Genomic DNA, 22,382 nt, shown 5'->3' on the forward strand with positions numbered 1-22,382 from the left:
CCCGGCGGGGGCGGGGAGAGGGACCCCGTCCCCGCCGCTCTTTTTTCCTGGACGTTTCCCCGTATCCCACTGGAGGCTTCGGCATGACGACGTACGACCTGATCGACGAGGCGGTGATCGACGCCCCGGCGGACGCCGTCTGGGACGCGCTCGTCGCGGAGTTCCGCGGCGGCGAGAAGTGGTGGGTCCCGGCCAACACGTTCAAGACGGTCTCCGGCGCCCCCGACGAGGTCGGCGGCCTGGTGGGCGTGACGGTCCACACCAAGGGCTCCGACAAGGGCGGGCTGAAGCTGCGCTTCACCTCGCGCACGGTGGCGGTGGAGCCGGGCCGCCGCCTCGACATCGAGTACGTGGACGGCGTCTTCCGCGGCCCCAGCACCTTCCGCCTCGAACCCCTGGCGGACGGCCGCACCCGGATCTCCATGCACTTCGTCGGCACCCCCCACGGCTGGCTGAAGCTCCTGTCCAAGGTCGCCGACCTCGGCGCGGAGCACTCCAAGGGCACCCTGGCGGCCTTCGAGTCCCTGGACCGCCAGCTCTCGGCGGTGCGGCGGTGACGACGGCCCCCGACCTCACGCACGAGCTGACGGTCCGTACGGACGACGGCGCCGACCTCGCGGTCACCGTCCTCGCCCCGCTGGCGGGCACGCCCGCGGCCGCCGACGTGGTCCTGGTGCACGGCTGGGCGCACACCCGCCGTGTCTGGGGCACCGTCGCGGACCGGCTGATCCGGGCCGGCCACCGGGTGGTCCTGTACGACCAGCGCGGTCACGGCGCGTCCACGCTGGGCCGTACTCCGGTCTCGGTGGAACGGCTGAGCGGGGACCTGGCGGCCGTCCTCGGCGAGACGGACGCGCGCGAGGCGGTGATCGTCGGCCACTCGGGCGGCGGTTTCGCGGCCTTGTCCTACGCGGCCACCTCGCCGTCGGCGTCCCGGCTGCGCGGGCTGGTGCTGCTGGGCACCGCCGCGCACGGCCAGGACACCCCGGACAGCGAGGTGAAGATGATGGGCAGCGCCGTCTTCTCCAAGGCCCTGCGCCGTCCGTGGCTCGGCCGCAAGCTGCTCGGCTCCACCATGGGCAAAGGGGTGGATCCCGTCGTACGGGACGTCAACCGGCAGCTGTTCGCCGCGGCGGTCCCCCACGTCCGGGCGGAGTTCTTCCGCTGCACCCGCGGCTGGGACGTCCGCGAGGCGCTGAAGTCCGTCAAGGTCCCGGCGGTGGTCCTGCACGGCGAGCTCGACAAGGTGATCGACATCGCGCTGGCCCAGACCCTCGCGGAGGTCGTCCCCGGCGCCCGTTTCGAACGGATCCCGGACGCGGGCCACATGCTCCCGCTGGAACGCCCGCTCCTCGCGGTCTCGGCGGTGTCGGAGCTCGCCTCGCGATGATCGAGGAACTCCTCCCCCCGGGCGTCACGTCATCGGAGGCTTTCGACGACGCGGCGCCCGCTCCTCTCTTCCCCGCCGAGGCGGCCCTGATGGAGGGCCGCCGGGAGCGGCGGCGCCGTCAGTTCGCGACCGCCCGCGCCTGCGCCCGCCGCTGCCTCGCCGACCTCGGCCGCCACCCCGTCGCCCTGCTCCCGGGCCCGGGCGGCGCGCCCCAGTGGCCGGCGGGCGTGGTCGGCAGCATCACCCACTGCGAGGGCTACCGCGCGGCGGTCGCTGCCCCGGCCTCGTCGATGTCGGCCGTAGGCATCGACGCGGAACCGGCGGGCCCCCTCCCGCCGGGCGTCCTGGCCCTAATCACCTCAGAGGCGGAACGCACCCACCTGACGGCCCTCACCACAGCCGACCCGGCCCTCCCCTGGGACCGCATCTTCTTCTCCGCGAAGGAGGCGGCGTACAAGGCCTGGTACCCGGCCACCGGCATCTGGCTCGGCTTCCGCGACGCCACCCTCACCCTCTCCCCCGAGGGCACCTTCACCACCACCCTGCACCCGCCGGTCCCCCCGCCCGTCCACCCGGTGTACGAGGGCCGCTGGCTGGCCGGCCGCGACCTGATCCTGACGGCGGTGACCCGCCCGGCCCGCGCCGTCCCCGGCACCCGCGATGATCTACGCCCGCGCCCCCTCGTAAAGTCCGCCCCATGAGCACCACATCTCCATCACCGCGCCTCATCCCCATCACCGCCGACACCATCGACGCGGCCTGCGCCATATCCGTCCGCCCCGACCAGCAGCACCTGGTCTCACCGGTGGTCAAGTCCCTGGCCGAGGCGTACGTCCACCCCGGCGTCGCCTGGCCCCGGCTCATCGTCGACGGCGACGAGCCGGTCGGCTTCGTGATGGCCTTCCTCGACATCGCCTGGAACCCCTCGAAGGACCCGACCGACATCCGCTCGGGCATCTGGCGCCTGAACATCTCCGCCGACCACCAGGGCAAGGGCTACGGCCGCTTCGCCGTCCAGGCCGTCATCGACGAACTCCGCCGCCGCGGCGCCACCCGCGCCTACGTCACGTACGACACGGGCCCCGGCACCCCGGCCCCCTTCTACGCCGGCCTCGGCTTCCACCCGACGGGCGAACTGAGCGGCGACCAGCCCGTCGCGGAACTCACGCTGTAGGCCCTGCACAACCGCAGCTCCTTCACCTCATCGGGCTCGATCCACGAAACCGAGCCCGATGCCACGTCAGGAGCAGCCCCCTGGGCGGTGAACTGAAGCGTGCGAACGCGCGACGCCGCTCAGACTCCCGGCGCCGGCCACACCACCGCCGTCTCCGCGGGCCGCTCGTAGTCGACCCCCTCAACACCCCACCCGTACAGCTCGCGGATCTGTCCCATGAACCAGTCCGCTCCGCCCCGCGCGCGCTCCAGTCCAGCCTCCGGGTCCGCCCACAGCTCGCGGACCCGGTCCTGGACCTCGTCGTCCAGCTCCCAGCCGTCCAGCCGGATCCGGCCCTGCTCGTCGAGGACCAGCGGTGTCGCCCCCGTCAGCTGCTCCCACAGCTCCCCGGCCTGCTCGGCCGTCGTCCGGAACCCGTCTCCGAGGACGGTCCGGAGGAACGCCGTGTACAGGGCGATCGACGGGATCGCGCTCGACGCCTGAGTGACGGCCGCACCCGCGACCGCGGTGAACGCCCGGCCTGCGTCTCCCAACTCGGCGTCCAGGTGACCGGCGGTCCGCTCCAGGTCCTCCTTCGCCGCGCCGATGGTGCCCTGCCGGTAGATCGGCGCCGTCAGCTCCGAGCCGATGTAGGTGAGCGCCACGGTTGTGAACCCGTCGGCCAGCAGGCCGCGCCCGGACAGGGCCTCCACCCACAGCCGCCAGTCCGCACCGCCCATCACCTGCTCCGTCGCGTACCGCTCCTCCTCGCCGGCCGCCTCCAGGGTCACCTGTCCGACCTTCGGGGTGTCACCGGAGAAGTCCAGCGCCGGGGCCTCGTACGGCCCGCCGAGCGGCTTGATCACCGAGTGGTAGACCATGCCGGTCGCCGGATCCGTACGGCGCGGAGCCGCCAGGCTGTAGATCAGGTAGTCGACCTTCCCGTACCGCTCCTCCACCAGGGCCAGCACCTGCTCCTTGCCCGCCTCGGAGAACGCGTCGGTGTTGACGAACACGAAGTCGCGTCCGGCGGCCCGGGCCAGGGCGTCGACGGCCGCGGTCCGGTACCAGCCCGCCGTGGCCGTGCGCCGTTCGGTCTCCGCTCCCTCGAAGGCGACACCCACGCCCCGGATTCCGTGCTGCCGTAGCCCCGTCAGCAGCGTGGCCAGCCCATACCCGGCGCTGTGCCCGAGGAGCAGCACCACCGGACTGCTGCCGTCGGTGCGGGGCGGGATCTGCTCCCACATCCGGTGCACGGTCTCAGCGGCCCCGTCCGGGTGGGAGTTGACGATGAGGAAACCGCGCTGCTTCGGGTCGATGTGGCGAAGGCTCACAGTGCGTCCATTCCGTTCGGTACGAGCCGGCCGAGGAGGGCACGTACGTCCGTCACCGTCCTGAGGCGGCCGGTTTCCTCGTCCGGGATGACGACGGTCAGGCGCTGTTCGAGATCGGTCACGAGCTCGGCCAGGGCCAGGCTGTCGATACCGAGGTCCTGCTCCAAATGTCCGTCTTCGGGGAGCGTATCGACGCCCTTGCCCGCGACCCGTGCCAGCGCGGCACGGAGAACGTGCTCGGTCGTTGTCACCTTCGGCATTGACGAGGTTCCTTCCTCAGTGGGCGTAGGCCGGACATCAGCGCGTCCTGCCCGATGATCGGCAGCGGCCGGGCCGCAGGCAGGCCGTTGGTCTCGCGGTATTTGTCGCTCAGCAGGGAGCACGAGGCGCAGAACCCACCGCACGTCGTCGCGGTGATGAACTCCTCCGGGACCGCGCCGTGCAGGCCCTTGAGGCCGCCGCCTTCCGCGATCCTCCGTAGGTAAGCGTCGTCGTTCGCACGCTCGACGATCGCGCGCAGCCCGTCGGTGAAGATGTTCCCGAAGCCGAGCGACTCGGGGACGTCGAAGGAGGCACACGCGTAGACGCGGCCGTCCTGCTTCACCAGGCCGGACGGCAGGATGTAAGTGCCCACCGTCGGCGCGAAGCAGTCGAAGCAGCGGTCCATCCACCGCTTCACCGTCGTCTCGCCGGGCCGGTGCGCCTTCTGCTGCTCGGGTAGTCGTTCGTTGTCCAGGTAGACGCGCATCGTGGAGTGCACCCGGTCGTGCGGAAACTCCCCGTACTCCTTCTCGTACGTCTTCATCAGCTCGTACACCTTGTGCTCGCGGCTGTCCGGGCTTGCCAGCGAGGAAACAGCGACGTTCAGTTCACGGTCGCCGTAGTGGGTGACGGCATGGTGCAGAATCCGGGCGACCCACTCCAGGGGCATGGTCTGCTCGCCGACGGACAGCATGATCAGAGGCACAAACAGCCGGTTGTCGAACAGTCCGGCCTTCTCCAGCTTGTCGAAGGTCCGTTCACAGCGGGGCCGGGCACCCTACACGCCATTGGTGGTCAGCTTCGAGATGTCGATGCCACGCCCGGTCAATGCCTTGATCAGAGGCATCAGCGCGTGGACGGCCACGAACGGCTCCCCACCGGTCACAGCGGCCGACGGCAGGCCGACGGCATCGAACTCATCGACCAGACGGGCCCGCTGCTGCGGGCTCATGGTGATCCCGGAGGCGAGCGACAGCGCTCCCATCCCGCACGACGGGCAGCTGTCATTGCACTTCGTAGTGATCTCCAGCTCCAGGCGCAGCGGCCGGTACCGCATCCCACCGAGCCCGGCCGCCATGAACCGGCGCTCGATCACTTCAAAGACGTCCGCGTGTTTCGCCGCGTATTTCCCCAGAAACGGTCGTACCTCGTCCCGGCCGGAGATGAACGTGTACTGGCCCTCTTTGATCACCGTCCGCTCCCCTCGTACCGGACGGGCGTCACCTGGCGCTCGACAACGTCCAGGCCCTCCCGGTACCAGGTGCCGCAGATGCCGTCCTCGGCGGTGCCGTAGAAGTTGTGCAGGCTCGTGTAGAAGCCGAGACGGGCGAGGTGCTCGCGGCTGACCGGGGTCTTGTGGGTCGGGTCCATGGCCAGGACGTCGACCACGGCCGGATTCGGGGTGGTGATCACCACGCCCAGGTCGGCGCTGTCCAGCAGCACGGACAGCAGCCGGTCCGGGTCCTGAAGGTGCTCGATGACCTCCAGGCAGGCCAGCCAGTCGAATCGCATCGGCGGCTTCCACCACTCCAGGTCCACATCGCCGGTCCACCTGTCCACGGCCACATAGCGGCCGCGCCAACCGTGTTGGGTCCGCAGGCACACGTCCAGCTCGGTGTGTCCGGCGCCGATGTCGGCGACGCTGTGGCGGTCGTTCAGACCGCCGGTCGCCATCCGGTCCGAGGCGACTTGGTAACGGGCGGCCCGCTCCCGGTAGGGCCGTCGAACGAACCTTTCGACGGGTGCCCGTTCCGGCCCGGGACGGTCGGCGGCAATGTCGTGATCCGGCACCTGGTCTGGGTCGTCTTGCCACCCGGCCATGAAGCGGGCGAAGCCGTCCGCCGCGCGGTCTGCGAGGTCGGCACTCGGCGCACCGGGCGAGGCGGGGAACGGGTGCTTGGGGGTTTCGTGGGCGCGGCTCATCGGCTGGTTTCTTCCGGGTCGGAGTGGTTGGGGGTGCCGTCCGGGAGGCGGAGAGGCCGGTAGGCTCCGGCTGCCCTGCGTCGCTGGCGGCTGACAGACAGTCAACGCGTCGGGCTCCGGGTGGGACCATGCTCCATGCGCAGGCTGCATACGGATATGCGGGAAGCGGGTACGGGCGCCCGGTGTTGCGTAGCCAAACCCGTAGCGTGGGGGGGGGGGGGAGTAGGCCGGTGTACTGGAAGGCTCCGGAGGTGCGGGCGGCAGCGCGCGGTGGGGACTACGGCCGGGTAATCGAGCTCGTCAGGAAGACTGGGCGGCTCACTCAGAAGCAGCTCGGGGAGGCCTGCGGCCTGTCACAGTCGGCGGTGTCGCGCCTTGAGAAGTGCGGGGCGGGCACATACCGCATCGATGTCCTCGCACGGGTGGCGGCGTATCTTCAGATCCCGCCTTCCCTTGTCGGTCTCGCCGACCACCAGCAATACGCGCTACGGGATGGGTCTGAGCACGTGGAACGCCGCGAATTCTTCGGTGCTGCCGCTGCGGTGGCGGTGACACCCCTCGTTGCCGCTACGGCTGCCGCCGACACTGACGGCGGGCAGACCGCCGCCCTCCGCCTGACCACGACCGCGCTCCGCCGACTGGACGGCTCCACCCCGTCGCGGGAGCTCTCCAGCAGCGTCCAATCCCACATCCAGCTCATCCAGTCGGTGACCCGCGAGGCCCGGTCGGATGCTCGGCGGACACGGCTGGCCGCGGTCGGCAGCGAGACGGCGAGCCTGGCCGGTTGGCTTGCGTGGGACATGGGAGACCACGGGTCCGCACGCACCTGGTACGGATCGGCGATCCGGGCGGCCCGGTCGGCGGGCGATCCGCTGCTCACTGCGTACCAGGCGGGGAGCCTCGCTCAGTTCGAGGCGCACGCCGGGAACGGGGCCCAGGCGTTGAGCCTCGCGAGCCGGGCTCGGAAGGTGCTCGGGCCGGAGCGCCCGGCCGTCGCAGACGCGTGGCTGTCGTCGGTCGAGGCCCTCGCGCACGCCGCTGGCGGAGACGAGCGAGGCGCGGACCGGGCGCTGACCCGCAGCAGGGCGGCCGCCGAAGCACTGCCGGACACCCCTCCCCCGTGGCCGTGGGTGTTCGCGTTCGGGCCGGCGAAAGTAGCCGCTGTACGGGTCGCCTGTGGTGCCAAGCTGGGGTTGGCGGACTGGGTTCTGTCCGCCGACACCGAGGCACTCGGCGGCGGGCATGAGAAGCAACGCGCCTTGATCGTGCTGGACCTCGCGGCGGGGCACCTCGCCGCCGGACGGGTCGAAGCCGCGTTCGCGCTCGCTGGGCGAGCGGTGGAGACGGGGCTCACGTACCGGTCGGGGCGGATCGTGGACCGCGCGCGGGCGGTCCGCCGCTCTCTCGTGCTCACCTCTCCGCCGAAGGTGGTGCGGGAGTTCGATGCGCGGTTGCACGACGTATACCTGTGAGGCAGAGAAGGGATTGTGGGACATGCGGGTGGGAATCACCGGACACCGGGGACTGAGCACCGAAGTGGAACAGCGGGTGCGGGCAATACTCACCGCGGCCGTAGCCGAGTACGAAGCGGGCGAGCTGATCGCGGTGTCGTGCATCGCGGACGGCCCTGACGCGTGGTGGGCTGAAACCGTCCTCGCCCATGGCGGCCGCGTCGAAGTCGTCGTGCCCGCGGAAAGGTACCGCGAGAGCCTGCCCGAATCCCATTGGCCGGTCTACGACCGGCTGTACCGAGCGGCTGCCGAGGTCCACCACACCGGCATGGGCACGTCGGACTCGGCTGCGCACATGGCCGGCAGCGAGATCCTGGTGGGGCTGTCGGACGTCCTGCTCGCCGTGTGGGACGGGAAGCCCGCGTGGGGGTTCGGCGGCACCGCCGACGTCGTCGCGTACGCCGAGCGCACCGGCGTCCCCGTGCGCGTGGTGTGGCCCGACGGCGCGTCGCGCTAACTGGGTCAGTCGTCGTCCACTGGCCGGATGGTTCGGCGGCGACGGGCCGCGACATTGCCGGTCTTCCGGGGCGCCCGAGCGCGGTCGTCCGGGACGACCTCCGGGGCGGTGAGCGCGGCCGTGATCATCTCCCGCATCTCCGGGTGCAGCGTGAAGAAGTACCGGGCGTTGATCCGGGCTGCGCCCCCCGGCTCCCTCAGAACGAGGCTGAGGGTTTCGAGGCGGGCCAGCGCCTCGTAGACGGTGGAGATGCTGAGCTCGCAGTCGGCGGCCACCTCTTCGACAGGGGCCGGGACGTGCGCGAACAAGGCGCCGTGGTCTTCCATCCAGGCGAGAACGCTGCGCTGCCCGGCGGAGAGATTGAGGGTGTAGAGCGGCGGGCAGGTGAGATCGCGGTCCGGGTCGAAGGCGGGAGTGCTCATCGGTTCTCTCCGGTGGCGGATCTGGGGCTGCTCGGGGCGGCCTCGTCGGCAGTCTTCGTCTTGGCCATCTTGACGTTGGCCTTCGCGTCAGGCGCGATGCGGGGCGGGTCAATCCTGCGGCAGGCGGCAAGCTGCGCGGAACCGCCCCCTTCCCAGTAACGGATGGGGTTGAGCTGGTAGGCGCCGGCGCGGGGGCTGGCCTTGACCAGCAGGCCGATCCTGACGAGGCGGGTGAGGGACCGCTTGGCGGTGCTCTCGTTGGAGCCGATGTCCTCGCCCAGTTCCCCGGGCTTGACCGCGACCATGCCGGCCGCGCCGCCGTTCTCTTTGAACCAGTCCAGGATCGCCCACTCGGCTGCGGTGAGGCCGAGCCGGTAGAGGGGGACTTCGGCTCCCTTGCTCTGCATGGTGTAGCCCTTCCCCTCGAACTGGTGGGGCGTGCGTGGCGTTGGGATGACGACCTCGCCGGTGGCCTGGTCCACGAGGACGAGGCCCCTGCTCTTGCCTGCGGCCATCGCTGCTCCTGTTCCGTGCGACCAAGGGGCTGTTTCTAGCCCCTCAGCTCCGAAGAACCGCCCCTTACACCCCAAACACTACAGTTTCAATTCCGAAGAACAGCACCTTATGCGAGTCCCCCTCAACTGCTCCGGACGTTAACGGGCGGTTTTCCGCCCACTTACGGGCCATTTTCCGCCCCTTAGCTGCACGCTTCCGCAGGTCAGAGGCACGGTCCCCTTCTTACCCAAACGCGCGCCCTCGCGTCGGCCTCAGCCCCCACCGTCCAGTCGGCCGTCTCCACGGTGCGGCCCATCAGGGGCTCGGCCCGGTCTGGCCGGCGGCGGAAGCGGACCGGTTCGTCGGCCTCGGCCTGGTGGTGGGGTGCGCGGCAGGGTGTGGTCCCGCCGGGCCCGAGGGGCCCGGCGCGCCCCCACTGGGTTCGCGTCCGCCATCGGCGGCTGCGGGCCCGTGGCGGGCTTCAAAACCGGCTACGTGGCTGATCAGGGTGGTGGGCTGAGCGAGCCCCGAACGCCCGGACTGCGGCCTGCGGGCTTCGTGTGGGCGCACCTTCTGTGGCTGAGGTCGACAAGGTGGTGGAGGGGTTGCGGAGTCGTCGAGTGGACGGCTTCGCCGACGTCCGGTGTTCAAGCCGGTACACACGCGCCGCCTGCCGTCACGGGGCAGCCCTCGGGTAGGTGGCACAGGGCCGGCCGCGAAGACCCGAACCGCCTCAGGGAACCGGGGCAAGCACTGCTCGTCTTTTGACGTTCCGGCGCACCGAAGGGCCCCCGGTGACGACCTTGTTCGAAGACTGCGCGAAAAGTACACGGTGCGTGAAGTTTTTGCGCCACCGAGAGCCGGAAGTACACACCTGCTTGATTTCGGTTGTCGCGATGGCGGCACATTCATGTATGCACCATGTGTGCGCGCGGGCCCTTCGACCTCCTCGACCCAACGATCCGACCTGCGGTGTTGCCAAGTGGGTTGCCCAGTGAGGGCGCCCAGCGCCCGAGGGGTGCACCGGCGACCGTCAGGGAGCCGGGGCAGGGCGTGAGGGTGAGCGGGTCCAGGGCGCCTGAGCGCCTGGCGAGGGGGTCTGGGGGGCGAGTAGCCCCCCATGCCACGGCCGGTCCAGCGCGGCCAGGCGCTGGCGGGGTCCAGGCGCTGGCGGGGTCCAGGGGCTGGCCCCTGGGATTCACGGTCCGCCGGTGGCCGGGAACAAGAGCCCCGCTGCCGACACCCCGCTCAGGGAACCGGCAGCACCACCGTGCGCGGCGGTTGGGCGGCCTGCGGGGCCGTCGCAGGGCCCGCGCCCGTGCGGAACTCCTGGGGGCTGATGCCCCGGACCCGCTTGAAGGCCGTCGACAGGGCGAAGGCCGAGCTGTAGCCCACGCGCCGGGCCACCGTGGCGACGGTGGCGTCCGGTTCGCGCAGCAGGTCGGCGGCGAGCGCGAGCCGCCAGCCCGTCAGATAGGCCACCGGGGGCTCCCCCACGACCTCGGCGAACCGGCGGGCCAGGGAGGCCCGCGAGACGCCGACCTTCAGGGCGAGCTCCTCCACGGTCCAGCCGTGCGCCGGGTTCTCGTGGAGCAGCCGCAGCGCGGGGCCGACCACCGGGTCGCTCTGCGCGCGGTACCAGGAGGGGGCGCCGCTGCCGGGCGCCGCCAGCCAGGTGCGCAGGACCCCGATCAGCAGCAGGTCGAGGAGCCGGTCAAGGACGATCTCCTGGCCCGGTTCGTCCCGGGAGATCTCCGAAGTCAGCAGGGTGACCAGGGTGTTGTCGGCGGCCTCGGCCGGGCGGACCAGGATGGTCGGCAGCGCGCTCAGCAGCCGGCGGCCGATCTCGCTCGGCGCCTGGTAGGTGCCGCTCAGCATCACCGCCGAGCCGGCGTCCTGGAAGGAGTCCCCCCAGGTCCGTACGCCGAGCGCCATCGTGTCGGTGACGTCCTCCCCCGCCTCCGTGCTGCACCGCTGCTCCGGGCCGACGGTGATCTGGACGGGGGTGTCGGGGGCGTCCGCGACCGTGTACGGATCGGGGCCCCGTACGACGGCCACGTCTCCCGGCCGGATCAGTACGGGGGCGGCGTGGTCGGGCAGCAGCCAGGCGTCTCCGCGCACCATCGTGACGACGGAGAGCGGGGCCCGGTCCTCGACGCGCAGCGACCAGGGCGGGTTGAAGACGGACTTGAGGAGGAAGGCCCCACGGGCCTTGGGCCCCTCCAGCAGACCGGTCAGCGTGTCCATGCCCTCATCCTCTCCGACACCGGGGACGATCGAAATCCCGCGAAGCGCCCGCTCTCCCGCGGGGGACGGAAAGAGAGCGGGCGCCGTTCGCGGGGGTCTAGGCCGTCTCTTCCGGATCTTGCCTGACCCGCGCCGCCCGGCACCGCACCTCGCCGCGTTGTCGAGGCACCCAAGTACGTCCAGTAATCGGGCGCCTCTCCGCCTTGCGATGCACGGCACCGGACGACGCGGGCTTAACCGGCAAGATCCAAAAGAGACGACCTAGGCGGCCGACCCGCGGCCGTGCAGGGTCAGCGCGCGGCCGAGGGCGGCCAGGGCCGCCGTACAGGCCACCGTGCGGACGATGTTGCCGGAGGTCCAGCGGCCGCCGAAGCGGGAGCGGGCCGCGGCGGCGTCGGCGCCGGCCTTGGCGAGCTGGTTGTTGAGGGGGATGTTCACGACCGCGGTCACGGCCAGCGACAGCCCGTAGAGGGCGAAGGCCAGCCAGCCCCAGCGCGCCGCGTCCGGGCGGCCGCCGCGCTGCTGCTGCGCGGCCGCGACCCCGGTCGCCAGGAAGGCGCCCAGGAAGAGCAGGCCGAACAGGCCGTTGTCGATGGCCTCGTTGATGTTCCGCATGGCGGTCACGTACGTCTGGTCGTCGCCGCGGCCCAGACCCGGCATCACCGATATGTCGAAGGCGAAGTAGAGCCCGGCCATCAGGCCGGTGCCCACCGTCGCGGCCACCAGGGTCACGGATTGCGTCGTCGTGCCGGTCACTTCAGGATTCCCTTCAGCGTGCGTGCGTAGCGCCTCTGCAACAGCGTCGCACCGATCAGCCGGACGGGCGGCGGAATGGTGGCGGAGACGTGCGCGACCGACTGCCGGGACGCGCCGTCGAACATCCACGGCTGGAGGTACGTCATCACGCGCATCGGCGCGCTGGAGACGACCTTGCGCTCCTCGGCCAGGTAGGCCCGCTCGCCGAGGCGGTCGAAGACGGGGAAGACGATCCGCTCCTCGTCGCGGAGGTGGTCGCGCAGCACGCCCTCGAAGGTCTGCGCCGCCCGGACCAGGTCGTCGCCGCCGCGGGCGATCGCCGTGGACACGGCGGCCATCGCGGCGTCCAGTTCCTCGTGGTCGTCGTGCAGTTCACGTGCCTGTGCGTCGAAGTCGGCGTCGTTGTGGCGCAGCCCCGGCCACAGGACGTCGTCCTCGCTGGTGTGGTGCCATTCGATGACCTCGCGCAGTCGCTGCCACCACTCGGCTCCGGCTCCGTTCCATGCCGGGGCCGCGGCGCGCAGGCGGGCCGCGTCGCGTCGCATCGCGATGTGCATCAGGGCGAATCCGTGGAAGTACGGGGGGAGCGAGTCCAGTCCGTGTTCGCTGGAGTACGTCCGGGGCGTGGGCATCGGAACCTCCTGTGCCCCGAGTACCGGGCGGCGGCCGTACCAGAGTCGCCGCCCGGTCAAGGAGCGAAAGGGATGGAGCGGATGGAGCGGGTGGTGGGCAAATCGCGCGGTCAGACGTTCCAGACGCCGGTGGCCGCCGCCTCGCGGGCGTAGTCCGCGAAGTCCCGGGGCTTGCGTCCCAGGGCCTCCTCGACACCGTTCACGAGGTGCGCGTTGCGGCCGTCGAGGATCATGGTGAACAGGTCGGCGAAGTCCTCCGGGAGGCCGTGCTCGCGCAGCACCGCGCGGTACTCCTCGTTGGTGACGGAGACGTACTTGATCTCGCGCCCGGTGGCCTTCGACAGCTCGGTGGCCACGTCGCTGAAGCTCAGCAGGCGCGGGCCGGACAGCTCGTAGGTCTTGCCGATGTGCTTGTCGTCGGTCAGCGCGGCGACCACGACGTCGGCGATGTCCTCGGCGTCGACGAAGGCCTCCACGGCATCCCCGGTCGGCAGGGTGATCTCGCCGGCCAGTACGGGGTCCAGGAAGAAGCTCTCGGAGAAGTTCTGGGCGAAGAAGCTGGAGCGGACGATGGTCCAGTCCGCGCCGGAGGCCTTCAGGTTGTCCTCGGCGACCCCCGCGGCCTCCTCGCCGCGGCCGGACAGCAGCAGCAGGCGACGGGCGCCCTTCGCCACGGCCACCTTGGCGAAGTCGCCGACCTGCTCGGCGGCACCGGGGAAGGCGAGGTCGGGGTAGTAGGTCACGTACACCCGGTCGACGCCCTCCAGCGCCGGCTCCCAGGTGGCGGGCTCGTTCCAGTCGAAGGCGGGCTCGCCGCTGCGGGAGCCGATCCGCACCTGGCGGCCGAGGGCCGTGAGCCGCTCGGCGACGCGCCGGCCGGTCTTGCCGGTGCCGCCGATGACGAGGGTGATCTGCGTGTTCTGCGCGTTCTGAGTCATGAGTACAGTCAAGTCCAGTCTCGCGAGACGGGCCATAGCCACAAAGCTCAGTTCCATATGCGTGCGTCTACGAGTGGTCGCTCGGAGCGCGATGAGGAGTGTGTGGCTTCGGCATGAGCCCGAGAATCGTAGGCATGCCTCCAGAGGGCGGGCCAGGGCGTCCCGAGCGGTCCTCGACGGCTCGTGCACCGACCTTCGAGCGGGTCTTGAGCGGCCCCTGACCGACCCCCGATCCGCCCCCGACTCCGCCCCGACCGGTCCTCTACGGCAGGACTTGAGCGGTTCTCATGTCTCCCCCGGCACCATCGGCCCTGGAGTAACGACCCGCCGCTGGGAGGCCGCATGAACGCCACTCCGGATCATCCGGAGCTCGACCAGTTGTCCGCCGACCTGGCAGGTCTGCTCGGACGGATCGGGCTCGACCCGGCCGGCGAGTGGCCCGCGCGCCGGGACCGCATCGACATCCGTTTCGCGGCCTCGGCCGCCCGCCATGCGGGCCGGGTCGCCGCCCGGGACGCGGAGGGAGAGGCGACCTACCTCGAACTGGAGTGGCTGGCCGACGACATCGCGCGGCGCCTGTCCGGCCGGACCGGCCCCGGCTCGGCCGTCGCCGTCCGCGCGGAGCGCTCCCGCATGGCCGCCGGCGCCGTGGTCGGCGCGCTGCGCGCCGGGGCGGCGGTACTGCCGCTGGAGCCCGGACACAACGCGGGGCTCCAGGAGTTCCTGATGCGCGACGCCGGCGCCGAGATGGTCGTCTCGGACGGCGGACTGCTGCGCGACGAGATCCCGGTGGCCAAGGCCGGCCGGTTCGTCATCGCGGTACGCCCCGAAATGGCGATGCGCCGCGAGATCCCCCCGAAGACGGCCTTCCTGGCGCTCCCTTCGGGCGGCGACCCCGGACGGGCCCTGGCCGTGCGGCCGGTGACCCACATGGACGTGCTGTCGTGGGTGGACGGCTGCCTGCCGATGCTGGAGTCGGGCCCGGACGACGTGTGGACGTACTTCCACTCCATGAGCCTGGACCTGGGCATGCGGGAGATGTGGGGTCCGCTGCTGTCGGGCGGACGCGCCGTCGTCGTGGACCGCGACACCGCCTCCGACGCGCGGGCCTTCGCCCGGCTGCTCGCGGACCAGCAGGTGACGGTGGTGACGCAGCTGCCGTCCGCGTTCGCGCGGCTGAACGCGGCGGCGCGCGGCACCGGGACCGGCCTGCCGGCCCTGCGGCACGTCCTGCTGTCGGACGAGCCCGTGGACGGCGCGGTGCTGGCCGACTGGCGCTCCGCCGGGATCGCCCCGCAGGCCCTCACCTGGGACGTGTCGGGGTCGCCGGCCGTGCTGTGAACGGCATGGCACGAGCGCCCGAGAGGGCCCCGGACGATCGATCGTCCGGGGCCCTCTCGGGCGTCCGTCCCCGCACGGGGCGGCGGACGGAATCAGTAGTTGCCCAGCCCGCCGCAGACGTTGAGCGCCTGGGCGGTGATGGAGGCGGCCAGGTCGGTGGTCAGGTAGCCCACCAGGCCGGCCACCTCCTGGGGCGTGGAGTAGCGGCCCAGCGGGATCTTCGACGCGAGCTGTTCCTGGACGTAGTCCTCGGTGGTGTCCCACACCTGCGCGTACCCGCTGCGCACGCGCGCGGCCATCGGCGTCTCCACGTAGCCGGGGCAGACCGCGTTGACGGTGGTGCCGGTCGGCGCGAGCTCCTTGCCGAGGGCCTTGGTGAAGCCGACGACGGCGTGCTTGGAGGCCGAGTACGGGGCGCCGAGCAGCACGCCCTGCTTGCCCGCGGTCGAGGCGATGTTGATGATGCGGCCCCAGGGCTCGGCGCCGAGGCCGCCGCTGTTGAGCACCTCGCGGGTCAGCAGGAAGACGCTGTTGAGGTTGGTGTCGATGACGTCGTGCCACAGCTCGTCGGTGATGCCGGCGGTGGCACCGCCGCCGCTGCGGCCCGCGTTGTTGACCAGGATGCTGACGGGCGCGCCGTAGGTCGCCACGGCCGCGGCGACCAGGCCCTCCACGGCGGTCCGGTCGCGTACGTCGGCGGCCGCGCCCTCCACGGTCAGCCCCTCGGACTGGAGGTCCGCGACGGTCTCCTTGACCTTGGCCTCGGTGCGGGCGCAGAGGAACACCCGGTGCCCGCGGGCCCCCAGGTCCCGGGCGATGGCCAGTCCGATGCCGCTGGTGGCTCCGGTGACCAGGGCCACGGGCCGCTCGGGGGCCTTGTCCATCGCCTTCACCGTCATCCTCATCCCTCCGTCGCTCGCCTCTGCTTCCGAAGCGTCTCGCAGGGAACTCGTGGCACGGCTGAAGTGGGATGGAGGCGGCCCCCGGGCACCGGCCTAGCGCTGCCGCCAGCTGCCGGCGTGGCGGAACGCGCCGGTCGGGGCGCGGTCCCAGCCGGCGGACACCGTGCGCGGTGGCTCCGGCGCGGAATCGCCGGACCGGTTCAGCAGCAGGGCCGTCAGGACCGCGAGGACGGCGGCCGTCTCGGTCGCGTCGGGGTCCCCGCCGACGATCCGCCAGGTCTGCGGCGCGTCCGGCGCAGCGGGGACCTTCGCCGCGTTCCCGCCCGTCATACCGGCGGGTTGCCGTGCTTGCGCGACGGCAGGTCGGCGTACTTGGTACGCAGCATGGCCAGCGCCCCGACGAGCACCGAGCGGGTCTCGCCCGGATCGATGACGTCGTCGACGAGCCCGCGTTCGGCGGCGTAGTAGGGGTGCATGAGCTCGGTCGTGTACTCCTTGATCTTCTGCGCGCGCATCGCGTCGGGGTCGGCCGCGGCGGCGATCTCCCGGCGGAAGATGACGTTCGCCGCGCCCTCGGCGCCCATGACGGCGATCTCGTTGGTGGGCCAGGCCAGCGCCAGGTCCGCGCCGATGGAGCGGGAGTCCATGACGATGTACGCGCCGCCGTACGCCTTGCGCAGCACGAGCGAGATCCGCGGGACGGTCGCGTTGCAGTAGGCGTAGAGCAGTTTGGCGCCGTGCCGGATGATCCCGCCGTGCTCCTGGTCCACGCCGGGCAGGAAGCCGGGCACGTCGACGAGGGTGACCAGCGGGATGTTGAAGGCGTCGCAGAACTGCACGAAGCGGGCCGCCTTCTCGCTGGCGTGGATGTCGAGCACCCCGGCGAGGCTGGCGGGCTGGTTGGCGACGAAGCCGGTGACGTGCCCGTCCATCCGGGCGAGCGCGCACACCACGTTGGTCGCCCAGGCCGGCTGGACCTCGAAGTACTCGCCGTCGTCGACGACCTCCTCGATGACCTTGCGGATGTCGTACGCCTGCTGCGGGTTGGCCGGGACGAGGGAGGACAGCGCGTCGGTGCGCCGGTCGGCCGGGTCGCCCGTGAACTCGCGCGGCGGTGTCTCGCGGTTGTTGGCGGGCAGCAGCGACAGCAGGTGCCGCACGTCCTCCAGGCAGCTCGGCTCGTCCTCGTAGGCGAAGGCGGCCACTCCGGAGACCGCGGCGTGCACGTCGGCGCCGCCGAGCCCGTTCTGGGTGATCTCCTCGCCGGTCACCGCGCGGACCACGTCCGGGCCGGTGATGAACATCTGCGAGGTGTCCCGCACCATGAACACGAAGTCCGTCAAGGCGGGGCTGTAGGCGGCGCCGCCGGCGCACGGCCCCAGCATCACGCTGATCTGCGGGATCACTCCCGAGGCCTTGGTGTTGCGCTGGAAGATGCCGCCGTATCCGGCCAGCGCCGAGACGCCCTCCTGGATACGGGCACCCGCGCCGTCGTTCAGCGACACCAGCGGGGCGCCGGCCGCGAGGGCCATGTCCATGATCTTGTGGATCTTCTCGGCGTGCGCCTCGCCGAGCGCGCCGCCGAAGATGCGGAAGTCGTGCGCGAACACGAAGACGGTACGGCCGTCCACGGTGCCCCAGCCGGTGACGACGCCGTCGGTGTAGGGCTTCTTGGCCTCCAGTCCGAAACCGCTGGCGCGGTGCCGTCGCAGGGTCTCGATCTCGTGGAACGAGCCCTCGTCGAGCAGCAGGCCGATCCGCTCGCGGGCGGTGAGCTTGCCCTTGGCGTGCTGCCGTTCGGTGGCCCGCTCGTCCGGGCCGGCCACCGCGTGGGCCTTGATGGCGGCCAGTTCCGCGGCCGGGTCGAGGACCGGCAGGGGTGGCGCGTCGCTGATGGTCATCTGGCTCCTCCAGGTCTGAAGATGGCGGGTCTCAGTTCGCCCGGTGCAGCGTGAGGTGGCCGCGCCGCCTGGCCGGTCGTGCGCGGTGCGGGGACGGCGTGCGGTGGGGGGACGGCGCTGCGCAGGCGGTGGCTCCGGCGGCCGCGAGGACCCCTTCGGCGGGGGCGGCGGCGTTCCGCTGCTCCCGCAGGACCTCCGCGAGCGCCTGCCCGAAGCGGTCGATGTCCTCCGCGGTGTTGTCGTGGTGGACGGAGGCGCGCAGGGCGGGGACTCCGTCCTGCCCGGCCGGGTGCAGCGGGTTCTCGTGCGCGACGGTCTTCGACAGGACGACCCCGCGCCGGGCCAGTCCCCGGCGGATGGCCGCGGCCGGGATCTCGGCGTGCCGGAAGGCGAGGATGCCGGCCTGTTCCCGTCCCGAGGCGAGCAGTTCCATCCCGGGCGTCCGCTCGACGACGGCGCGCAGCCGGGGCAGGAGGTCCTCATACGGGAGGGACGTGGCGGCGGTGTGGTGGGCCAGGGCGGTGTACAGCGCGGCGACGGCGGCCGGGGCGGGCGGCCGCGGGGCGCCGTCCCCCGCGCCGGGGGCGACGTACGCGAAGCCGACGCCCTCCGGACCGCGCAGGAACCTCCAGCCGTCCGCGGTGAGCAGGTGGCAGCCGACGCGCGCGGCGTCGACGGGGAGCCGGCCGACGGACTGGGAGGCGTCGACGGCGTAGCGGGCGCGGTGGGCGGCGAGCAGCCGGCCGATCTCCTCGACGGGGTTGACGGTCCCGCAGGCCGAGGAGACGTGGACGACGGAGACGAGGGCGACGTCCTCGTCGAGGTGGGCCCGCATCCAGTCCAGGTCGAGGTCCCCGTCCGCGCGCAGCGGGACCACCTCCAGCCGGCACCGGGTGCGGCCCTGCAGGGCGCGCAGGGCGGCCAGGTGGGCCACGCCCTCGTGCGGGGTGGTCCAGATCCGGTCGTCCGGGCCCAGGGCGAGGCCGGAGAGGAAGGCCTCGAAGGCCTCGGCCGCGCCGGCCGCGAGGACCGTGTCGCCGGCGGGGACGCCGAGCAGGGCGCCGAGGCGTTCGTGGATCCCCGTGTGCAGGACGGCGCCGAGGCGCTCCTCGAGCGCGGCCGCACCGAAGCGGTCGTCGAGGGCCGTGCAGTCGGCGAGTACGGCGCGCACCTCGTCCGGCATGCGGCCCGTACCGGCGGTGTCCAGGTGGGCCGTTCGTTCCCCGTGGTACGTCGGCGCGTTCATTTCAGGGGCCTCCCCCCGCTGTCGGGGCCGCCCGCTTTCACGACCCTCATGTACCAAGCTTTGCCAACAGGCTTGGCAATATATTGCCCAGCACTTGGCAGCTTTGGCAATATCGGGCAACGCCCGCTCCGGCGAGACTCGAGTTCCCGACCCCTTGGCAACCTTTGGCAACGCCCCGCCCGCTCCCTTTCCCGTCATTTTCCTTGCAGGTCAGAGCAGTTCTGGCAGCCTTCTCCAGCTCACCTCAAGCGATTGACGAGCGAATTCCAAGCGGGTGTTGCCAATCTTCTTGGCAGAGGACTTGCCAAGAAGAATCAAACAGTTGCCACGGAGGAGTCACCATGAAGAACATCGCCCGCCTCGTCGCCACCGCCGCTCTCGCCGCCGCCGCCGTCCTGACCGCGGGCGGCGTCGCCCAGGCCGACGGCGGGAACATCGACTGGCCCGTCGCCCCGGCCTCGACCGCCGCCCCGGCCGCCGGCGCCCCGGCCACCGCTCAGATCGACTGGCCGTAACCGAAGGTGGCTTGAACTCCACTAAAGAAAAGGGATGGAAAACGTCTACCCCGGCTAGCGTGCGCGGCACGGGGGCGGTTCCTTTCGCCACCGGTGGCAGAAATGCCTGGTAACTCGACGAGTGCGGAGGGGAGACCGTGAGGATTCAGGTTCTGGGTCCGTTGAGTGCCGAGGTCAACGGGGGTTCCATCGTTCCGACCGCGGGAAAGCCGCGGCAGGTTCTTTCGCTTCTCGCGCTGTATCCCGGACGTGTCATACCCGTTCCCACCCTCATGGAGGAAATCTGGGGAACGCAGCCGCCGCAGAGCGCGCTGACCACCCTCCAGACGTACATCCTCCAATTGCGCCGGCGGCTGGGCACCGCCATGGGCCCCGACGCCCCGGGCAGCGCCAAGGACGTACTGGCCACCCGGCACGGCGGCTATCTGCTGCAGATCCCCGAGGACAGCGTCGACGTACACGACTACGAGCACCTCACCCGCGAGGGCCAGGCCGCCTTCGAGACGGGTGACGACCAGGTCTCCGCCGCCCGCCTGCGGGCCGCGCTGGAACTGTGGCGGGGCCCGGCGCTGGTCGACGTACGGGTCGGGCCGATCCTCGACATCGAGGTGATGCGCCTGGAGGAGAGCCGCCTGGTCACCGTGGAGCGGCGGATCGACGCCGACCTGCGGCTCGGCCGGCACGCCGAACTGATCGCGGAGCTCACCGAGCTGACCGCGCGCCACCCCCAGCACGAGGGGCTCCACTCGCAGGTCATGGTCGCGCTGTACCGGTCGGGACGGCAGGCGACGGCCCTGGACGTGTACCGCAGGCTGCGGGCCCGGCTGATCGAGGACCTCGGCGTGGAGCCGTCACCCCAGCTGCAGCGCCTGCACCAGGCCATGCTGGCCGTGGACCCGCAACTCGACGTGCTCGCCGGACCGCGGCACACCTCGACGTTCGACCTCTTCGCCGCCTAGCGCTCTGGCCGGAAAGGTTTGCCGGCTCGCGGCGTCCGGTGCGGTGCATCGCAAGGCGGAGGGCCGCAGCTCGTACTCGGCGTACTCGCGCGGTCCGACAACGCAGCGAGGTGCCGAGCCGGACGCCGTGAGGCGGTGAACCCTTCCGGTCAGAGCACTAGCGGCGCGCCCGGTGCGCCTCGCTGACCAGGTAGCGGTCCTGGACGAGATGGGTGGCGAAGCTCCACTCCCCGGCCACCGGCTCCGCGGCCCGCGCGTCCGCCGCCTCGGTCAGGGCCACCCGGCCCTCGCCGTCGAGGCCGAAGCCGAAGGTGGAGAAGCGCCGTCGCCCCCCGTGCCCGAGCGCCTTGGTGTAGGCCTCCTTCAGGGTCCACAGCCACAGCAGCCGCGCGCGGCGTTCGTCCTCGGGCAGCGCGTCGAGTACGGCGTTCTCCTCCGCCGTGCACACGTGCCCGCGCAGCAGCCCTACGGAGACCTCCCGGTCGGCGGGCTCCGCGTCCACGCCGATGGGCCCGGTGCGGCTGACGCCGACCACGACCAGCTCGTCGGTGTGCGCCAGGCTCACCTCCACCCCGCTGCCGAGCCCCCGCAGTTCGGGCCGCCCGCCCGGCCCGTAGCCCAGTTCCAGGGTGTGCACGGGCACGTCCAGGGCGGTGGCGGCGGTGTACTTCATGACGAACCGCGATACGGCGAACCGCATCCGCCCGGCCGCGGCCGGCGTCTGCCGGAAGCGCGGCCAGTCCTCCCCGAGCAGCGGGCGCAGCGCCGGGTCGAGCAGCACGGCGGTCAGCCACTGCCCCCAGGTGGTGCAGACGACCGCCCGTCCCACGTCGTCAAGCCGATCGGCCACCTCCTCCCAGGGCCCTTCGGGACCGGGGACGTACAGGGGCGCGTCCTCCCCAGCCCCGCCGGCGTTCGAGGCGCGGGGTCCGGGGCGGAGCCCCGGCAGCGGCGCCGCGCCCTGGACCAGTGCCATCCGCGGACTCCTCCTCGTACTCATCGCAGCCGCCGCACAGCGGTCTGCGCCCGCCACCTGGCCAAGCGCAGCGTCTCGGTACTCGCCCGCCCCAGCCACGTCCGCACGTACCGCCGCGCCTCGACGAGGCCGGTCCCCGGACCCGGCACCAGCCCGGCGGCGTCCTCGCTCAGCATCACCTGCCGGGCGCAGACGACCCGTACGCCGTCCCCGTCCGGTATCAGGGACCATTCCCCGGTGTGCGCGGCGATCGGCCCGGGCGTCACCAGCTCCTTGAAGACGATCCGCGCGGCCGAGGGGAAGCACAGCCGCACCGCCCGGCTGGCGACGGTCCGGCCGTCGGGGGTGGCGCAGGTGTCCACGTCGGCGATCTGCACACCGGGCACGTCCTCGACCACGCGCGCCGCGTCCACGTGCGGGACCCGCTGCGGCCACTCCTCGATGCGGTGGAGGAAGTCGTAGACCAGCTCGGCGGGGCCGTCGACGTGCACGCTGTCCTCGAAGGACAGCAGCAGTTCGTCCAGGCGCTCCCAGCGCTCGGCGACCGCCTTGAGGTGGGCGAGCCATTCGGCCGGCTCCGCCTCCCACTCCTGCCTGCTGCGCGCGGTCCCGGCGGCCGGCAGGCCCTCCAGGGTCCGCTCCTCGCGCAGCGTCACCCGGCATTCCGCCTCGCCGCTCGCCTCGACCGTCCAGGTGCCGGTCGTGGGCACGCCCGGGCGGGCGGTGTCCTCCTGCTCGAACTCGACGGTCCTCGACTCCGGGTGCAGGACCCGGCGTACGTGGAAGGAGCGGACCCGCTCGCCGCCCGCCACGTCCCACAGCCGCAGCCGTTCCCGTACTCCGTCGAAGTCGATGCGCTCGACGTGGACGGGCGAGGGCAGCAGGAGGGGCCAGCGCACCGCGTCGGCCAGCAGTCCGTAGACCACACCGGCCGGGGCGGCGATCCACGCCGTCTGCTCGCTCGCGTGCACGCGCTGCGACGACATGAGAGGCACCTCCCCTGATCGTTTGTGCGGGTGCGCC

General features: G+C 71.9%; 26 protein-coding genes. 9 read left to right on the top strand and 17 right to left on the bottom strand.

The annotated features are described in order from the left end of the window. The first annotated feature begins 83 nt into the window (after nucleotides 1-83). The 4 genes from ACGFYU_RS21035 to ACGFYU_RS21050 are packed head-to-tail and all read left to right on the top strand — an operon-like array spanning nucleotide 84 to nucleotide 2,564. Complete coding sequence (locus tag ACGFYU_RS21035; RefSeq protein WP_393828806.1) at nucleotides 84-557, top strand: SRPBCC family protein; 474 nt, start codon at nucleotides 84-86, stop codon at nucleotides 555-557. Continuing rightward, entirely contained in the window at nucleotides 554-1,390 is an 837-nt protein-coding gene (locus tag ACGFYU_RS21040; protein WP_393828807.1) for an alpha/beta fold hydrolase, read from the top strand. The genes ACGFYU_RS21035 and ACGFYU_RS21040 overlap by 4 nt, the downstream gene beginning before the upstream one ends. Beyond that, nucleotides 1,387-2,091 carry a 4'-phosphopantetheinyl transferase gene (locus ACGFYU_RS21045; RefSeq protein WP_393828808.1) on the top strand — a complete coding sequence of 235 codons (705 nt, stop codon included), beginning with the start codon at nucleotides 1,387-1,389 and terminating at the stop codon, nucleotides 2,089-2,091. The genes ACGFYU_RS21040 and ACGFYU_RS21045 overlap by 4 nt, the downstream gene beginning before the upstream one ends. Then, complete coding sequence (locus tag ACGFYU_RS21050; protein WP_393828809.1) at nucleotides 2,088-2,564, top strand: GNAT family N-acetyltransferase; 477 nt, start codon at nucleotides 2,088-2,090, stop codon at nucleotides 2,562-2,564. Before ACGFYU_RS21045 ends, ACGFYU_RS21050 begins: the two co-directional genes overlap by 4 nt. Before the next feature lie 119 nt (nucleotides 2,565-2,683). Here ACGFYU_RS21050 and ACGFYU_RS21055 read toward each other — a convergent pair whose 3' ends face one another. The 5 genes from ACGFYU_RS21055 to ACGFYU_RS21075 all read right to left on the bottom strand — a co-directional run bounded on the left by ACGFYU_RS21055 (nucleotide 2,684) and on the right by ACGFYU_RS21075 (nucleotide 6,061). Beyond that, the gene (locus ACGFYU_RS21055; protein WP_393828810.1) at nucleotides 2,684-3,877 is read right to left on the bottom strand and encodes an enoyl-[acyl-carrier-protein] reductase FabV; all 1,194 of its coding nucleotides are present in this window, start codon (nucleotides 3,875-3,877) and stop codon (nucleotides 2,684-2,686) included. Next, entirely contained in the window at nucleotides 3,874-4,137 is a 264-nt protein-coding gene (locus tag ACGFYU_RS21060) for an acyl carrier protein (protein ID WP_393828811.1), read from the bottom strand. The genes ACGFYU_RS21055 and ACGFYU_RS21060 overlap by 4 nt, the downstream gene beginning before the upstream one ends. Then, the gene (locus tag ACGFYU_RS21065) at nucleotides 4,125-4,832 is read right to left on the bottom strand and encodes an SPASM domain-containing protein (protein ID WP_393828812.1); all 708 of its coding nucleotides are present in this window, start codon (nucleotides 4,830-4,832) and stop codon (nucleotides 4,125-4,127) included. The genes ACGFYU_RS21060 and ACGFYU_RS21065 overlap by 13 nt, the downstream gene beginning before the upstream one ends. An 84-nt stretch (nucleotides 4,833-4,916) precedes the next feature. Next, on the bottom strand, nucleotides 4,917-5,330 hold the full coding sequence (locus ACGFYU_RS21070; protein WP_393828813.1) for a hypothetical protein: 414 nt from the start codon (nucleotides 5,328-5,330) through the stop codon (nucleotides 4,917-4,919). Then, nucleotides 5,327-6,061, bottom strand: a complete 735-nt coding sequence (locus tag ACGFYU_RS21075; protein WP_393828814.1) for a hypothetical protein — start codon at nucleotides 6,059-6,061, stop codon at nucleotides 5,327-5,329. Before ACGFYU_RS21075 ends, ACGFYU_RS21070 begins: the two co-directional genes overlap by 4 nt. A 230-nt stretch (nucleotides 6,062-6,291) precedes the next feature. On the opposite strand from ACGFYU_RS21075, the gene ACGFYU_RS21080 reads away from it, so the two are divergent. Together ACGFYU_RS21080 and ACGFYU_RS21085 are read left to right on the top strand one after the other, a co-directional pair. Continuing rightward, nucleotides 6,292-7,533, top strand: a complete 1,242-nt coding sequence (locus ACGFYU_RS21080) for a helix-turn-helix domain-containing protein (RefSeq protein WP_393828815.1) — start codon at nucleotides 6,292-6,294, stop codon at nucleotides 7,531-7,533. Between the two features lie 22 nt (nucleotides 7,534-7,555). Then, a complete protein-coding gene (locus ACGFYU_RS21085; RefSeq protein WP_393828816.1) occupies nucleotides 7,556-8,029 on the top strand; it encodes a hypothetical protein in 474 nt (157 codons plus the stop codon). Between the two features lie 5 nt (nucleotides 8,030-8,034). On the opposite strand, the gene ACGFYU_RS21090 is transcribed toward ACGFYU_RS21085, so the two are convergent. From ACGFYU_RS21090 to ACGFYU_RS21115, 6 genes are all read right to left on the bottom strand, one after another. Beyond that, nucleotides 8,035-8,451 (bottom strand): MarR family transcriptional regulator, encoded by a 417-nt coding sequence (locus ACGFYU_RS21090; protein ID WP_393828817.1) that lies wholly within the window; start codon nucleotides 8,449-8,451, stop codon nucleotides 8,035-8,037. Beyond that, nucleotides 8,448-8,966 (bottom strand): MarR family transcriptional regulator, encoded by a 519-nt coding sequence (locus ACGFYU_RS21095; protein ID WP_393828818.1) that lies wholly within the window; start codon nucleotides 8,964-8,966, stop codon nucleotides 8,448-8,450. Before ACGFYU_RS21095 ends, ACGFYU_RS21090 begins: the two co-directional genes overlap by 4 nt. A 1,228-nt stretch (nucleotides 8,967-10,194) precedes the next feature. Then, nucleotides 10,195-11,193, bottom strand: a complete 999-nt coding sequence (locus tag ACGFYU_RS21100; protein WP_393828819.1) for an AraC family transcriptional regulator — start codon at nucleotides 11,191-11,193, stop codon at nucleotides 10,195-10,197. 261 nt (nucleotides 11,194-11,454) lie between these two features. Then, nucleotides 11,455-11,949: a DUF1772 domain-containing protein gene (locus ACGFYU_RS21105; RefSeq protein WP_382643665.1), complete on the bottom strand. Its 495-nt coding sequence runs from the start codon at nucleotides 11,947-11,949 to the stop codon at nucleotides 11,455-11,457. Further along, on the bottom strand, nucleotides 11,946-12,581 hold the full coding sequence (locus ACGFYU_RS21110) for a hemerythrin domain-containing protein (protein ID WP_393828820.1): 636 nt from the start codon (nucleotides 12,579-12,581) through the stop codon (nucleotides 11,946-11,948). The genes ACGFYU_RS21105 and ACGFYU_RS21110 overlap by 4 nt, the downstream gene beginning before the upstream one ends. Nucleotides 12,582-12,691: 110 nt before the next feature. Next, nucleotides 12,692-13,519: an NAD(P)H-binding protein gene (locus tag ACGFYU_RS21115; RefSeq protein ID WP_393828821.1), complete on the bottom strand. Its 828-nt coding sequence runs from the start codon at nucleotides 13,517-13,519 to the stop codon at nucleotides 12,692-12,694. Nucleotides 13,520-13,861: 342 nt separating this feature from the next. On the opposite strand from ACGFYU_RS21115, the gene ACGFYU_RS21120 reads away from it, so the two are divergent. Then, nucleotides 13,862-14,860, top strand: a complete 999-nt coding sequence (locus ACGFYU_RS21120) for an AMP-binding protein (RefSeq protein WP_393828822.1) — start codon at nucleotides 13,862-13,864, stop codon at nucleotides 14,858-14,860. A gap of 92 nt (nucleotides 14,861-14,952) precedes the next feature. Here ACGFYU_RS21120 and ACGFYU_RS21125 read toward each other — a convergent pair whose 3' ends face one another. The 4 genes from ACGFYU_RS21125 to ACGFYU_RS21140 form a co-directional block, all read right to left on the bottom strand. Beyond that, nucleotides 14,953-15,759, bottom strand: coding sequence for an SDR family NAD(P)-dependent oxidoreductase (locus ACGFYU_RS21125; protein ID WP_393828823.1), 807 nt, complete (start codon nucleotides 15,757-15,759; stop codon nucleotides 14,953-14,955). Between the two features lie 96 nt (nucleotides 15,760-15,855). After that, a complete protein-coding gene (locus ACGFYU_RS21130; RefSeq protein ID WP_393828824.1) occupies nucleotides 15,856-16,092 on the bottom strand; it encodes an acyl-CoA carboxylase epsilon subunit in 237 nt (78 codons plus the stop codon). Next, entirely contained in the window at nucleotides 16,089-17,663 is a 1,575-nt protein-coding gene (locus ACGFYU_RS21135; protein WP_393828825.1) for an acyl-CoA carboxylase subunit beta, read from the bottom strand. Before ACGFYU_RS21135 ends, ACGFYU_RS21130 begins: the two co-directional genes overlap by 4 nt. A 31-nt stretch (nucleotides 17,664-17,694) precedes the next feature. Beyond that, nucleotides 17,695-18,909, bottom strand: a complete 1,215-nt coding sequence (locus ACGFYU_RS21140; protein ID WP_393828826.1) for an aminotransferase class V-fold PLP-dependent enzyme — start codon at nucleotides 18,907-18,909, stop codon at nucleotides 17,695-17,697. 341 nt (nucleotides 18,910-19,250) lie between these two features. Here ACGFYU_RS21140 and ACGFYU_RS21145 point away from each other — a divergent pair, with 341 nt between their 5' ends. Both ACGFYU_RS21145 and ACGFYU_RS21150 read left to right on the top strand, forming a co-directional pair. Beyond that, complete coding sequence (locus tag ACGFYU_RS21145; protein ID WP_393828827.1) at nucleotides 19,251-19,424, top strand: hypothetical protein; 174 nt, start codon at nucleotides 19,251-19,253, stop codon at nucleotides 19,422-19,424. A gap of 137 nt (nucleotides 19,425-19,561) precedes the next feature. After that, nucleotides 19,562-20,383 (top strand): BTAD domain-containing putative transcriptional regulator, encoded by an 822-nt coding sequence (locus ACGFYU_RS21150; protein WP_393828828.1) that lies wholly within the window; start codon nucleotides 19,562-19,564, stop codon nucleotides 20,381-20,383. Nucleotides 20,384-20,540: 157 nt separating this feature from the next. On the opposite strand, the gene ACGFYU_RS21155 is transcribed toward ACGFYU_RS21150, so the two are convergent. Continuing rightward, nucleotides 20,541-21,359 carry a 4'-phosphopantetheinyl transferase family protein gene (locus ACGFYU_RS21155; RefSeq protein WP_393828829.1) on the bottom strand — a complete coding sequence of 273 codons (819 nt, stop codon included), beginning with the start codon at nucleotides 21,357-21,359 and terminating at the stop codon, nucleotides 20,541-20,543. 20 nt (nucleotides 21,360-21,379) lie between these two features. Next, entirely contained in the window at nucleotides 21,380-22,345 is a 966-nt protein-coding gene (locus ACGFYU_RS21160; protein ID WP_393828830.1) for an aromatase/cyclase, read from the bottom strand. Between the last annotated feature and the right edge of the window lie 37 nt (nucleotides 22,346-22,382).

It is taken from the genome of Streptomyces sp. NPDC048337 (genome assembly GCF_043201175.1).
In the GTDB taxonomy this organism is placed as follows: Bacteria; Actinomycetota; Actinomycetes; order Streptomycetales; family Streptomycetaceae; genus Streptomyces.